This window comes from Botrimarina mediterranea, from assembly GCF_007753265.1.
Taxonomy (GTDB): domain Bacteria; phylum Planctomycetota; class Planctomycetia; order Pirellulales; family Lacipirellulaceae; genus Botrimarina; species Botrimarina mediterranea.
This window is the reverse complement of record NZ_CP036349.1, coordinates 18,513-31,921: the sequence shown is the minus strand read 5'-3', so window position 1 is coordinate 31,921 and position 13,409 is coordinate 18,513. Positions and strand designations below refer to the sequence as shown.

Annotated in this window: 10 protein-coding genes and 1 tRNA gene; 1 reads left to right on the top strand and 10 read right to left on the bottom strand. The window is 62.9% G+C overall.

All coding sequences use genetic code 11. The features are described 5' to 3' along the window. Positions 1–108: 108 nt before the first annotated feature. The 6 genes from Spa11_RS00140 to sufU form a co-directional block, all read right to left on the bottom strand. Entirely contained in the window at positions 109–1,239 is a 1,131-nt protein-coding gene (locus tag Spa11_RS00140; RefSeq protein WP_145105121.1) for a topoisomerase II, read from the bottom strand. Between the two features lie 132 nt (positions 1,240–1,371). Continuing rightward, positions 1,372–2,409, bottom strand: coding sequence for a tyrosine-type recombinase/integrase (locus Spa11_RS00135; RefSeq protein WP_145105118.1), 1,038 nt, complete (start codon positions 2,407–2,409; stop codon positions 1,372–1,374). 220 nt (positions 2,410–2,629) lie between these two features. After that, positions 2,630–2,703: transfer RNA gene (locus tag Spa11_RS00130), tRNA-Pro, on the bottom strand. A 165-nt stretch (positions 2,704–2,868) separates the two neighbouring features. Continuing rightward, positions 2,869–4,050, bottom strand: coding sequence for a CAP domain-containing protein (locus Spa11_RS00125; protein ID WP_145105115.1), 1,182 nt, complete (start codon positions 4,048–4,050; stop codon positions 2,869–2,871). Between the two features lie 509 nt (positions 4,051–4,559). Continuing rightward, positions 4,560–5,855 (bottom strand): aminotransferase class V-fold PLP-dependent enzyme, encoded by a 1,296-nt coding sequence (locus tag Spa11_RS00120; protein ID WP_145105112.1) that lies wholly within the window; start codon positions 5,853–5,855, stop codon positions 4,560–4,562. A 144-nt stretch (positions 5,856–5,999) separates the two neighbouring features. Next, positions 6,000–6,383: a Fe-S cluster assembly sulfur transfer protein SufU gene (gene sufU, locus Spa11_RS00115; RefSeq protein WP_145105109.1), complete on the bottom strand. Its 384-nt coding sequence runs from the start codon at positions 6,381–6,383 to the stop codon at positions 6,000–6,002. Positions 6,384–6,570: 187 nt separating this feature from the next. Here sufU and Spa11_RS00110 point away from each other — a divergent pair, with 187 nt between their 5' ends. Next, positions 6,571–9,345 (top strand): SHD1 domain-containing protein, encoded by a 2,775-nt coding sequence (locus Spa11_RS00110; protein ID WP_197529608.1) that lies wholly within the window; start codon positions 6,571–6,573, stop codon positions 9,343–9,345. A 134-nt stretch (positions 9,346–9,479) separates the two neighbouring features. On the opposite strand, the gene Spa11_RS00105 is transcribed toward Spa11_RS00110, so the two are convergent. The 4 genes from Spa11_RS00105 to Spa11_RS00090 form a co-directional block, all read right to left on the bottom strand. Beyond that, the gene (locus tag Spa11_RS00105; RefSeq protein WP_145105102.1) at positions 9,480–10,433 is read right to left on the bottom strand and encodes a glycosyltransferase family A protein; all 954 of its coding nucleotides are present in this window, start codon (positions 10,431–10,433) and stop codon (positions 9,480–9,482) included. 202 nt (positions 10,434–10,635) lie between these two features. Next, positions 10,636–11,691: a transaldolase family protein gene (locus Spa11_RS00100; protein ID WP_145105099.1), complete on the bottom strand. Its 1,056-nt coding sequence runs from the start codon at positions 11,689–11,691 to the stop codon at positions 10,636–10,638. 103 nt (positions 11,692–11,794) lie between these two features. Further along, entirely contained in the window at positions 11,795–12,310 is a 516-nt protein-coding gene (locus Spa11_RS00095) for a hypothetical protein (protein ID WP_145105096.1), read from the bottom strand. Positions 12,311–12,401: 91 nt separating this feature from the next. Then, positions 12,402–13,394 (bottom strand): ROK family protein, encoded by a 993-nt coding sequence (locus tag Spa11_RS00090; protein WP_145105093.1) that lies wholly within the window; start codon positions 13,392–13,394, stop codon positions 12,402–12,404. Positions 13,395–13,409: the final 15 nt, after the last annotated feature.

Here is a 13,409-nt window from a genome sequence, read left to right as displayed (position 1 = left end):
CATCAGATTGCTGATAACAGACGCGGCGATGCCTCGGCGGCCTACCAAAGCCGTTAATCCCGCGATTCACCGAACATCGCGATCATTCGGTGCCCGTCGGACGCTGCGCTAACTGCCTAACTTGTAGCCGACAATCCGGCTTTGAACGTCAGGCAACGCTCGACGTTTGCTACCGGTAGACTGTAGGTACTCGACGACGTTTGCAAAGCATTCGTGGATGTTCTTAAGATCGCTGTTTGTGAAGGTGAGGGTAGTGATGCCGTATTGCTTGAAATAGCTGTTCCGCTTCGTTGTATCCGCCTCCCATTTTCGGATTCGCTCCTTCTCTACAGCACTTTCCCCTCCACTAGCCTGTAATTTCTTTTTTGCTAGTACGCGGCCATGCGTGGACCATGGACTCAGTTCAATTCCCACCTTGCAACCACGATTGGCGGAGAGGATGGTGAAGTCGAGTCGATACTTGTGACTTGTGGAAGCGCCCTCGTAGCGGAACTCCGGAATCATAAATGGAACTGCCAATGGGAATTTCTGTTCACGCACATACTCTTCGTATCGATGCCCAAACGCTTTTGAGTAGGAAGAGCCTGTGGATCGTATGAAGACATCCTGGTACAAGTCAAACAGATGGTCCAAGTCCTTGATCTTATGAATTCTCTTTTTCTTGGGAACGATCAACCCGCTCGTAAGAACATGTTCGATAGTCCAGTAATCGAAGGAAACTCGTCTGATCTCGCTGACATCGTTTTCCCAGATTTCGTCATACCGGGGCGTGATGAAGAGGCCATACTCTTGATTCTTTGCTCCAAACCACAACTCCCATAGTGCATCTTCCGGCTTCACTCGTGTGCGCGCGTGGTACTGACGGCAAAAGTTGCGTTCTAAGAAGGTTTCGACGTAGGAATTGACCAGGGGGTCCTTCAGAAGGCGAATAATACGGTGAACGGCGGCATTCTGGTAAAGCCGACCGTAGGTCTCTCGATCGCGTGCGTCTCGGCTTTCGGCTTCCTCAAGTGCTCCCTCTTTCCATTCCGCGATGAACTGCGAGGGCGACAAGAAGATCTCCCGGATTGCATCGACGTATGTGTTGTTCTTGCCCCCGATGATCCCGTGGAAGCTAGCGACTTGACTGGTGCCGAACTCTTTGTAGCCCGCGCGCTTCAACGCCTCTTCGCGCATGCTCGCAAGTTTCTTGGTTAGTTCGTCGATTTTCTGCTGGAGAGCGCTTTTCCGTCGAGGCATCGACTACATTCCGACTGAGCAGAAATCCGCGTGCATACCATCTGGTCGGCGACAGTAAGCCCGCCGGTCTCTCTGTAGATGGTAACTCGGTGCTATAGGGTGATGGTGCGGTGCAACTACGTCATTGTCGCATTATTGGTTTCCAATAGCGCGGCGGATAGCCTCACTCATATGGTCGTGCCGGTCGGCGAGATGCTGGTAGACGCGGCTTAACGTTGAGGCGTCCGCGTGCCCCAGCAACTCCGCCACCGTCATTGGATTGAGACCGTTTTCCAGGGCGTCGGTCGCAAAGGTGTGGCGGTAAGCGTAGAGGTAGAGGCCCTTGGGCGCCCTGTCGCCGAGCTTCGCCTTCATTCGCCGGAAGCGGCACCGGATCGCGTTGGCCGTCCACGTTCCGCCGTGGGCGTTCCGGAACAGAGGCCCAGTCGGGTTCTCCTTGGCCAGTCGCTTGGAGAGCTCCACGAGGGCGGGCGGCAAGAACACCACCCGCGGCCGTCCTGTCGCCTCACCCGTTTTATTCTCCTCTTGGGGGAATAGCCAAGTTCCCCTTCTGGCGTCGAAGTGTCGGGCCTCGACACGCCGCAGTTCTTGCGGACGGACGCCTGACAGTTCGGCGGCAGTGATCAGCTCACGGAACGCTACGTCGGTCGCCGCGTTGAGGACGGTTTTCTTATCCGCTTCTGTGAGCGTTACCGTACGCCGGGGCGCTGAAGGGCGTTTGACGTGGGCGAGGGGACTGCGCTGAATCGCCCCTTGTTGCTCTGCCCATGATAGGGCGCGCTTCACTGAGGTGATCGCCGCACGGCGGCTGCTGGCGCTCCAACCGGGGTTCGCGTCAAGCCACTGTGTTACCGCGAGCGGCTTGAGACGTGCGACCGTCAGTCCGGCGGGAAGAAATCGCACGAAGCTGTGCAGGTAGCGCCGGTACCAGTCGTAGCTGCTGGGGGCGAGGTGCTTCTCGGCCCACTCGCAGAACATGGCCAGCAGATCGACGACGAGCGGATCGTCGCCGGCGTCGTACGCGACGGTGGGTCCGGCCGCCATCAAGTCATGCCAACGCTCATACGCCTCGCGCTTGTCGCGTGTGCGCAGGCTTTGCTGCTTGCCGCCGATTGTCACGAACCAGCCGCGGCCCTTGCGGAACCAAGGCTCAGGGGCGCCATGCGCCATCGTCAGACCCTCCGATATCACCGTTTCGAGAGACGGGAAATCGGGCCGGAAGGTCCAAGAACGCCGCGTCGGCTGCCACCGACGAGACGCCCTCTATCCTACGCAACTAACCGGGTTAGTGCCGAGAACTGTGCCAACTCTGTGCCAATTTGGGTTTTCGGCGGCTTTCGGCCGAAATCGGCCTCACCGTAAACTCTTTGGTGGCAACCCTTTACGAAAGTCGGGCCGACAGGATTCGAACCTGCGACCTTTTGACCCCCAGTCAAACGCGCTACCAAACTGCGCCACGGCCCGACCGTGCTCGGCTTTCGGAAATGGGGCGGAACGAGGCTGGTTCGGAGGAGGCCCTGTTGAGGGCTGCTTCCCCGGGCGAGGGCTGGGGGCCTGCTCGCCGGCCACGGTTCCGCGGCGGGCGCGTACGCCCGTTGGTAGCCGAGTCTTAGAGGATAATCCAAACCGTCACGCCCGGGAAGCCGGCCTCGTTGCAGTCCGGCGGCGTGCTGGCGCCGCGGCGGCGGCGGCCACGAGGGCGAAGCCCAGGCCAGACGGCTCGGGGACCGCCACCGCCGTGGTTGAGGCTCGGTCGCCGTAGGACGCCCGCCATGTCGCGAGGTCGGTCTGGGTGTAGCGGGTCCCCAGGTCGTCACGGATGGTCGTGTAGTCAGCGGCGTTGACCACGCCATCGAAGTTGTAGTCGCCGGCGATCGTGACGGGGTCGAACAGCGTCACGTTGTAGCTGAACGTTTGAGCGACGCCGTTCACACGGGCGTTCTGGATGGTGACCCGGTAACGCTGGTCAGCCGTCGGTTTTGGGAAGGTGGCGAAGTCACTCAGGTTGTTGACGTTAAAGCTGAGGTAGCCCATGAGGTTTTCGGTCCCGCGGGCAATGACCGCGGCGGGGACGGTCAGGCCGCCGAGGGTCAGCGAGACGGTCGCGGCGGAGAAATCGACGCCCTGCTTCGAGAAGTGCCAGCGAGGGAAGACGACGTTGTAGGGGACGTAGCCGGGCGGCGGCCAAGCGACGTAGCCGTCGCGCGTCGCGGGGTGTGGCGCGTTGGAGGCCACATCGACGACATAGAGGGCGTTAGCTTGGGCGCGGCCGGTGGTCGCGGAGACGTCGCCGACGCCGAACTGCTTGGCGGGTGGGTTGAGGACCCAGCGCCGGTGGCCGACGGAGAAGTTCGTCGAACCCGGTCCGCGCATGTAGCCGTCGATGGCGGCGATGCCGCTGGAGCCAAGGTAGAGGTTCGAGCGTTGGGCGCCTTGCAGCGCGGTGGTGGTGTAGTAGAGCCAGTCGCTGGTCGGGTTATGGCTGGAGCGGTTGTTTGCGCTGATTAGGTGCGCGGCGGCCTGGGCGCGCTGTGTGTAGGTCGCGTTGTGCGTGATCGCCGGCACGCCCGCCATCGTGCGGTAATAGTTGACGCGCGTGATGACGGCGTTCTGAAACGCGGCGCTCGTTGTGCCGGGATCGCTAAGGCCCGTTGTGGTCCAGCCCGTCGGCACGTACGTGGTCGGTGCGTACAGGTTGTAATACGCGGCAAGCGAATCCTGTCGGCTGGAGGTGTTGACCGACAGCAGGGCGGCATTCGCGTAGTGACCGACGACGATCACCATAACCAGCGCGCGAAGGAAATGTTTCATGCCTTGTAGCACAGGGGCTCTGTTCCGGGGGCCCAATGCGACGGCGTGGCGACGTCATCGCGCAGCGAGAGAAATTTAGAGACACATCGGCCGCGGCAATAGAGCGATCGCGATCCGCATTGCGGGAGACCGTGGCAACGGCCTCAAATGCATGCAGCCGGTTCGACGGGAGAGAGCCGAGTTATTGCCGCAGGCTCTGGCTTCGCTCGAGCCAATGCTGACGTGACCGAGAACAATCGCTACAGCTCGTGGCGAGCCGTAAGCGTTAGAGCATTCTGCATCCATCACCGTAAGTCGAAGAACCGGACGCTAAGGCGTGCCGGCTGACCTTGGTAGCGAGCCCTTATTAGCCGCGGGGCCTTAGCCCTCGGTTCTTTGCCTATCGTCTGACATTGCCACTTGATCGCCAACGCTTTTGATTAAGACGTGCAAAATGCTCGTCAGCGACCGGAGGTGTAGCGCGAACTCGCGGCACTCCCACGACTTGCGTCGTGGGCTCTCCGGCAGCCTCACGCTTCGCGGGGGCGACGCTTGCGGCCGGTGGGTTTGAAGCGGTCGCGGACGGTGGTCAGCGCTTCGGCGAGGGCGTCGACTTCGGCCAGCGTGTTGTAGAGATAGAAACTGGCGCGGGTGCTGGCGGTGATGCCGAGGCGGTCGTGTAGGGGCTGCGTGCAGTGGTGGCCGGCGCGGACAGCGACGCCCTCGTTGTCGAGGAGCTGGGCGATGTCGTGCGAGTGGGGGCGGTCGAGGACGAAGCTCACGAGACCCGCGCGGATGTCGGGGCCGTGCTCGATCGGCGATGGACCGAGCAAGCGGATGCCCTCGATTGCCGAGAGACGCTCCCACGCATGCGCCACCAGCGCTTGCTCGTGGGCGTGGATGCGGTCGAGGCCGATGGATTGCAGGTAATCGATCGCCGCGCCCAACGCGATCGCGGGAGCGATCGGCGGCGTGCCGGCTTCGAACTTGCCCGGCAAATCGGCCGGCGTGAAGTGATCGTCGTAGACGCGGTTGATCATGCTCCCGCCGCCGAGGAACGGCGGCATGGCGTCGAGCAACGCCTCGCGCCCGTACAAGAGACCAACGCCGGAGGGGCCACACATCTTGTGGCCGCTGAGGGCGAGGAAGTCGCAATCCCACGCGCGCACATCGGTCGGCAAGTGCGGCGCGCTCTGCGCCGCATCGACGAGCGTGACAACGCCGGCCGCCCGCGCTTGGCGGCAGAGTTTGGCGACAGGGTTCACCGTGCCGAGGGTGTTGCTCACCGCGGTGAACGCGAAGAGCTTTGTCTTCGTTGTAAGGAACTCGCCGAGCCGATCGACTTCGAGCCGGCCGTCGTCCGTCATTGGCAGGTGCTTGATAACCGCGCCGGTGCGATCGGCGAGTTGGAACCACGGCACGAGGTTCGAGTGGTGCTCCATCGGCGTGAGCAGGATCTCATCGCCGGCGCCAACGTTCGCGTCGCCCCAGCTGCGCGCCACGGTGTTGATCGACGCGGTGGTCCCTGCGGTGAAGATCACCTCGTGGGCGTGCTCGGCGCCGAGGAACTCTTGCGCCTTGCGGCGGGCGAGCTCGTAGCCATCGGTCGCGCGCTCGCTGAGCACATGGATGCCGCGATGGACGTTGGCGTATTCGTGCTCGTAGCAGCGGACGATCGCGTCGATGACCTGCCGCGGCCGTTGGCTGCTGGCGGCCGAGTCGAGGAAGACGAGTTGCTTATCGCCATGCACCGTCTGCGCGAGGATCGGGAAGTCGTCCCGGATCGACTCGGGGAGCAGTGCGGCGGTGGACTCAGCGAGCTTCATTTGTTTACCGCAGACGAAGAAGGGGACGCGGATGAACAAGGATTAAACGGATCGACGCGGACGAGACGCAAAAACGTTTCGATCTGCGGCAGTCCTTTCAATCCATTTCCATCCGCGTTCCATCTTCTTGTTGATTGACAGCAATCACTGAACCGGCGAGTGAACCGCCTGTTGGATCACGCGCCACGACAGCAGGCAGCACTTCTGGCGGTTGGGCGTGAGGCGCGGGCCGTAGAGTTTGAGCATGTCTTCGGCGGTGAACGCCTTCACTTCGTCGACGGTCTTGCCGTGGAGTGCTTCGAGCAGCATCGACGCGGAGGCTTGGCTGATGACACAGCCCTCGCCCTCGAACGCGCAGTCCACGACCTTCCCATCTTCATCGAGTTTTAATGCGATGCGGATCACGTCGCCGCAGAGGGGGTTCTTGTCCTCGTGGGCGTGGGTGGCCTCGGCGAGCGGCCCGCTGTGGAAGGGGTCCTCGTAGTGGTCGAGGATGTGCTCTTGGTAGATTTCTTCTTCGGTGGGCATTGCAAAAAACGACGGTGACGCGGCGGGGAGCGGCCCGGGGTGACAGAACGTTGTCGCTGGGCGGGCCGATTACCCAGTCTAGGCGGCCCGGCGGGGGTGGACAACGCAGAGAACGTTTGGAAATGGCCACCGCTTCACTTAAAATGGACGCTTCTCGTTCATGACAGATGCCGAGGGATCTACCGCCATGCGCGCCTTTTGCCGACTACCTGCGGCCGTCTCGCTCATTCTATTGATCGGTGGCGAGCAATGCCTCGGGCAAGAGGTCACCGTTCAGATCACCAACGCCGACGAGATCGTCGCTTCGTTGCCCGACACATCGCTTGTGCAGGATGTGCTTAGAGACATTGACCATGACTTGTCGTCCGTGGCGTTTCACCGTGACGCCCGTTCGATCACGCCACAGGTGCTGGCGAATCAGCTGATTCGTCTGGCCGCACCCGACTCGGTATCGAATTCCAGTTTTGCGGTCCGCAATGGAGTCGCGACCTTCCGCTTGAGCCCCGTGGAAGACTTCGGCGCGTTCCTCGAATCGATCGACTACGGCGAGGTTGTCTCATCTGATGCTTCCGAACGAATCGTCAGAGTGAAGGTCGACGTCGAAGAACTGCAGGTTGACAAGCTCATGGCGCGGGCCGAGAAGAAGGGCGACGACGAGGCCGACCATCTCGATGAACTGCTGAGCGGCAATTCGCGATCCCCAAGAGCGTCGATGAATTTTGGCGGCGGGCCTAACCTACCTGGCATGTCTGAAAATCCAGATGTCACCGAGCGACTCGGAGCCGATTTTGCGGAAGGCGATTACGTCGAGATCCTCCTGCAAGGCAAGCCGCACGTCGGGACGATCCTCGCCGTTGAGGAAGGAACCTTCGGGAAAGCGCAGGCTCATGTCCGACTGACCGACACGAAGCCGCTCCAGAAGCAGCTGAAGCGTTCGCTTCAACGACGCCTCGAGAAGGCCGAAGAGTTTGCGTTCTGGGCCCCGGCCGATCGTCTACGCAAGCTGCCCGGGGCGCCCGCTGTCGCAGCGGAAGAACGCACGTGGCAGGACGCCACCGGCAAATTCAAGGTAGCAGCTACCTACCAGAAGCGTGACGGAGATGCCGTCGTGCTGAAACTCTCCAACGGTAAAGAGACCAAAGTCCCGCTTGCCAAACTCTCTGACGCCGACCGTGCGTACGTCGATCAACTGCAAGAGACCACCGAAAATCCCTTCGCAGAGAAGCAGACAGCAGGCCAGTCGCTGCGGGCCGACTGGAGCGGGGTCAAGCGAATCGGCCTCAGCAACTCCAGCAAGTGGCGATGGAAACCGCCCGCGGTTCCGCAGCCGAAGGCAGCCGCGACATCGGCCGATCGAATCGACCTCGACACGCCGGCGGGCGAAGGCCCGTTCGGAGCGAAATTGCTCGAACTGTCGATCGCGCCCGACGGGGGTTCGGCCGTCGCGGTCATGGAGACGGGACACATCAACACCCGGACACACCTGCAGCGACTTGACCTAAAGACCGGCGCCGCCGACGCTCTGATCGATTGCCCTTTAGAGAGCCGCGTTCTCGACGCTTCTCCCAGTGAAAGACTCGTCGCGTTGACGACCGAAGATGTCGGCGACAATTCTACCCGGCTCTTCATCAAGAAGCTCGTTGACGGGACACTCGAGCCGGTCACCGATTTCGACGCCGACGTTCCCGACAGTTTCCATCACGGTATCGACGCCGCTCGAATCCTGGACAGCTCGCGGGTACTGGTCTGCAGCAAGTCGGACCATTGGACGATCTGGGACTTTACTACTGGAAAGGCGGTCTACACTTTCGAGCTGAGAACGGCCTTTAGCCCCTGCATCGCAATCGACCCCTCGGGGCGCTACCTCTTCGCTGGTGGAATGAATGCGATAGTCGTAATCGATCTCGACGCCGGCAAGCAAGTCGCCTCACTGGCTCACCGCTTCATGCGACTCGGCGAGATATCGATCGACAACCGGCTCAAAAGGCTGGCCATCAGCAGCGGGGACAACCTGTACACGGTCGATCTCGACACCGGCAACGTCACCAACGCGCTGTTCGGGTTCCCCTACGACAGCGATGTCGATTTCCTCGGCAAGTTCTTGCTGGTGGAGAACCGCTATATCGTCGCTCCCGAGTACCCGATCTTCCTCTGGCAGTACGTCATGGCCGACGGCGCGTCGTACGACAACCACGCCACGCTGCGTGGCCGCAAGTTGTGGTACGCGTCACGACATGGCGAGCGGAGCGGCGCCTCATGGTCGATCTCATCGATCCCCGTGCCACACGAAGCCGTGCGGGACAAGTTTGCCGAGCTAGGCGACCTCGATGACTTGATCATTCTTAAAGTCAACGACCCGGTTACGATCGTGGCCGATACGGACCTGGACGCGGCGACCGAGACGCGTCTCGTCGAAGCGATCACCAAGACTTTCCGGGCCGCCGGCTACAAGATCGTCGCCGCCGGAGAGGCCGACGATGGCGCCAAGGAAGTGATGGTCACCTGCAAGAAGGCGTCGGAGCCGGTCACCGTCCAGATCGGCGACCCCAACGCCAAACCGCCCAAAACGGACGATCGCCCCGAGAAGGATCAACCCGCCCACCGAAACTTGCCCGCTTGGGCGCTGCTGAATTCCGGACCCCGCGGCGCGTCTTTCGGCTGGATGTGGAAGGAGCACACCATCACCCCCTATCAATCATCGATCTCGATCCGGCTCGGCGACAAGGAGATCTGGAGCGACGGTCACAAGGTCCGTGAAGGCCAGCGGTACTGGCCGATCGGCAAGGAAACCCCGCAAGACGTTATTACTCGCATCACTCAGCCCAACACCGAGCGACTACTCGAACTGTCCTTACCGGCGCAGATGTGTAAGCCCGGCCCCGTCGGGGGCACGTACGGCGCATCGCTCTTGAGCGCCGACGGCATCGTTTCAGATTACCTAGGCGAAAACCAAGAAAGGTAGCGCCTTCGACGCCAATTGATCTTTCTGCTAACGGTCGCCATCGGTGATCGCGCGACAAACCATCGAATTAGCGAGGCCCATTCGGACGATATGAATCAGCCCTGAAGGTGGGTCGACTTCTTAAAGTACTATTGTCACGCCGTCAGCAAGCGTCGCCACCCGTGATACTGCACCGCGTTCCACTTGACGGACCTGGCGAAGCAACGCCGCGCGCCGTGCGCCCGTCCGAGAGACATGAGCTCCTTGCCCGCGATGTACCACAGCCGGGCGATGCTGCGGCGTAGCGGGCGGTCGTCGATGTCGGGTCGGCGACGACGCACCCGGTCGAGCACCAGCTCGTGGACCCGCGCCCAACGTAGGCTGCTGTAGGCGTAGCGGCGGCTTAGGTTGTTCTCTTCGCCCCGTGCGAGGGCGGTCCCGAGGTAGTAGTCGACGGGCTCACCGATGACATGGACCCACGACCCTTCGAGCGCCATCGTGACGAACAGCATGGTGTCCTCGGCGCTCTCAAGCGACGGGTCCCAACCGCCGACCGATTCGTAGCCCGCCGATCGTAACAGCGTGCAAGACGCGACGCCGGCGCCATAGCGGAACAGCTGGGGGACCGGGTCGGCCGCCAGCGGGGCGCCGTCGCGAAACCCGCCGCTGGGGCCCTGGAGGTCGGTGTAGCGACGATCGACGAGAGCGACGCTCGCGTCGGGATTGGCGTCGAGCGCAGCGGCGGTCCGCTCCAGAAAATCGACGGGCCAGTGATCGTCCGAGTCGAGGAACGCGACGTAGTCGACTCCGCCGAGCGACCGGTACGCCTGCGCCCGGGCGTGGGCGCTGGTGCGGTGGGGCAGCCGCAGGACTCGCCAGTCGAACGCCGGTCGCGCGTCGCGAAGCCATGCCTCGGCCGCGTCGGGCGTGCCGTCGGTCGAGCCATCGTCGGCGATGACCAAGTGATGAGGCCGCCGGCTCTGTGCGAGGACGAACGGCAGGGTTTCGAGCAGGATTGACTGACGGTTGTAGACCGGGATGACCACGCCGATCGTCGCCGGACGGATGGCGGGCTCCACGGTATGTTCGACGTAGACGCGCGGGTTCATGCGGCCTCGATCCGTGGTGCGCCCGATAGGCCGCGACGCTAGCACGCCGCAATGGCGGCGAGTCAAGGTCGCAACGCTCGGCGGCGAGGCTTTACAGAAACCCGCGGAGGCGGTCAACGCCAGCGGCGGGCGGCGCGGGGCGAGCCGGGAAGCGTAAGCTCCCGGAGTTGCAGCGGAGCTCGCTTCCCAAGTGCACGTCGCGTTACGCCGTCGCCAACTCGGCGCGCTTCGACGCGATCGCCTCCAGCAACGCTTTCTGCGGGTCGGCGAACTTCTGCACGCCTTCGCGCATCAGCGTGTCGTGCAGGTGATTGAAGTCGACGCCGGCGTCGATCGCGGTTTGCACCGCGGGGCTCGGCATCTCGTCGACGCGGCGGGGGAACGTCAGGCCGCTCGCTTGGGCGGCGTCGTTGGTGGCCGGCGGGTTGGTCTGGATGTCGCTGCCGGCGAGGGCTTCGACGTACTTCCAAGGCTTGTCCTCGGGCTTCTTGGTGCCGGTGCTGGCGAAGATGATCTCTTGGTTGAGGGCGAGTCCCTTGTCGGCCCAGAACTTCTGGTTCGATTGCCAGACGCGCTTGGCGTTGAGGATTCCCACGAGTCCTTGCGCCGTGGAGTCGAGGTCGGGGCAGTGCTTCTCGGTGTAGACGTCGATCCGCGACACGAAGATGCTGTAGACGCTCTTGAAGTTCTCAAGGTCGTCGCGACGCTGTGCGCCTCGCCACACCGCGTCGCGGGCGCGCTCGTACTGGTCGAGCGTGAAGAGGAGCGTGACGTTGAGCGTCACGCCGGCCGCGGCGAGTCGCTCGAGGGCCGCGATACCCGCCTCGGTGCCGGGGACCTTGATCATCCGGTTGGGTTGGCCCGCGGCCCACTCTTCACCGAGCTCGACGTACTTGGCCACACGCTCGTCGTGCGGCATGTCGCCCTGGGGGTCTTCGATGAGCGGGTCGAGTTCGAAGCTGACGTACCCGTCGTCGCCGCCGGTCTTCTCCCAGACGGGGAAGAACTCTTGCTGGGCGGTCTCGACGAGGTGGTCGGTTAGGCCCCAGGCGATGTCTTCATCGTCGAAACCCTCGTGGATCAGCTCGCCTACCAGGGTGTCATACCGACCCGTCTCGACGAGGTCCGAAATGATCGACGGGTTCGACGTCGCGCCCGTGGCGCCGAAGGCGAGATTCTTCTCGACGAGGTCTGGATCGACCGAGTCGAGCCAGAGTTTGGTGCCGGAAGCGACGAGCGATTCGAGCGGCGTGGCCATGGCAGGCGGTCCTTCGGTGAGAGGCGTGGGGCTCTCCGCGAAGTATCCGCCTCTGGAAGCCATGGGGCAACCGTGGGCGGTCCCGAAACGATCGGTGAGAAGTTTACTCCGGGTTTCCTGCTTCTTCCGCCTCGTCCGTCGGAACTCTCTTGAAGTGGACCAAGGTTGGGGGCGATGGGGCTTCACCGATTAAATTAGGAACTTCGGTCCACGTGTCGCCAGTAATCGCTACCGCGTAGCCTCCACCAATTCCATCAGGAGCGGAGCGTTCTCCCTCCAACAATTGGTAGTCCTTGAACCACAGTTGCGCGACGCCATTGCAGACACGAATGTCCCACTTCGTTTTCCAAACGCGGACCGCCTTGCCGTCCCGGCTGAGCGTGACCGTCTCTGTGCCCGGTTCGACGACTTTCTCGATAACCGTGCCGTCGTCCTTCACGCATCGCCACGTCCCGACAGCGCGTTGTAGAAGAACCTTCCGCCGCTCGATATCCGAGGACATTTGGAACGTTTCTGCGTCGCTGTTGGGCCACGGCCGAGTGTCCACTTGTGCTTCCGCCGTCACCAGCAGGGGCGACGTCAGCAGCAGCAATGCGAGACGTTGTGAGGCGGCGAGCATTTTCGGAGGCTCCAGAGAGATGCGCGGCGGGTTATCCGATCTAATCGTCGGTTGAGTCTGTTGAATGCATCCACCGCTTGGAGGAACTGCACTACATCCCTGAAGCGCGGGCGAGGCCCGCGGCGCCGATGTAGCCGGCTTTGCCGCCGAGCTTGGCGAACTCGATCGGCAGGTTGCCACGTAGGCTGGGGATGAGGCGGGCCTCGGTGTGCCGGCGCACTTCGGTAAGGAATTGCTCGCCGAGCGGGTGCCCCGCGCCTCCGAAGGTCATCGCGCCGCCGAGGACGATCGCCTCGGGGTCGACGGTGTGGACAACGGTGACAATGCCGATCGCCAAGTAGCGGGCCGTATCCATGACGATCTTGAGCGCCAGCGCGTCGCCCGCCTCGGCGGCGTTGGCAATCAACAGGGGCGTCAGCTCTTCGCCGCCGGCGACGGTGTCGCGGAGGGACGATTCGACGAAGCGGTCGGAGAGGGCCGCCTGCGCGCGGCCGACGACGCCGTAGCTGCCGCAGTAGCCTTCGAGGGTGCCGCGGATGCCGAGCGTGTTGAGGGGGGCCTCGTCCGAGGCGTCGATGATGATGTGGCCGATCTCGCCGCCGCAGCTGTGGGCGCCGTCGATGACCTTGTCGTCGAGGATGACGCCGCCGCCGACGCCCGTGCCGAGCGTCACCATCACCAGCGAGTCGAAGCGGTCGCCGGCGCCGGCCCAAAACTCACCGTAGGCGGCGGCGTTGGCGTCGTTCTCGTAATTGACGGGCTTGCCGGTCGCCGTGGCGAACAGATCGCGTAGCGGCGTGTTGTGCCACTCGGGGAGGTTCCCGGGGCAGAGGAGGATGCCCTTCTTGAGGTCCATCGGCCCGGGCGAGGCCAGGCCGATCGCCACGACATGGTCGCTCTTGAGGCCGGCGGACTCGATCAGCCGCGCCAATGCCTCGCCGGCCCGCTCGGCGGCGTTTTCGGGGCCGTGCTCCTGGTCGGTGGGGATCGACTCGTAGGCGAGCGTCTGCGCGCGGTCGTCCACCAGGCCAATCTTGATGTTGGTGCCGCCGATATCGACGCCGGCGTAAACGGGCTTATCCATGGCCTGGAGAGAGTC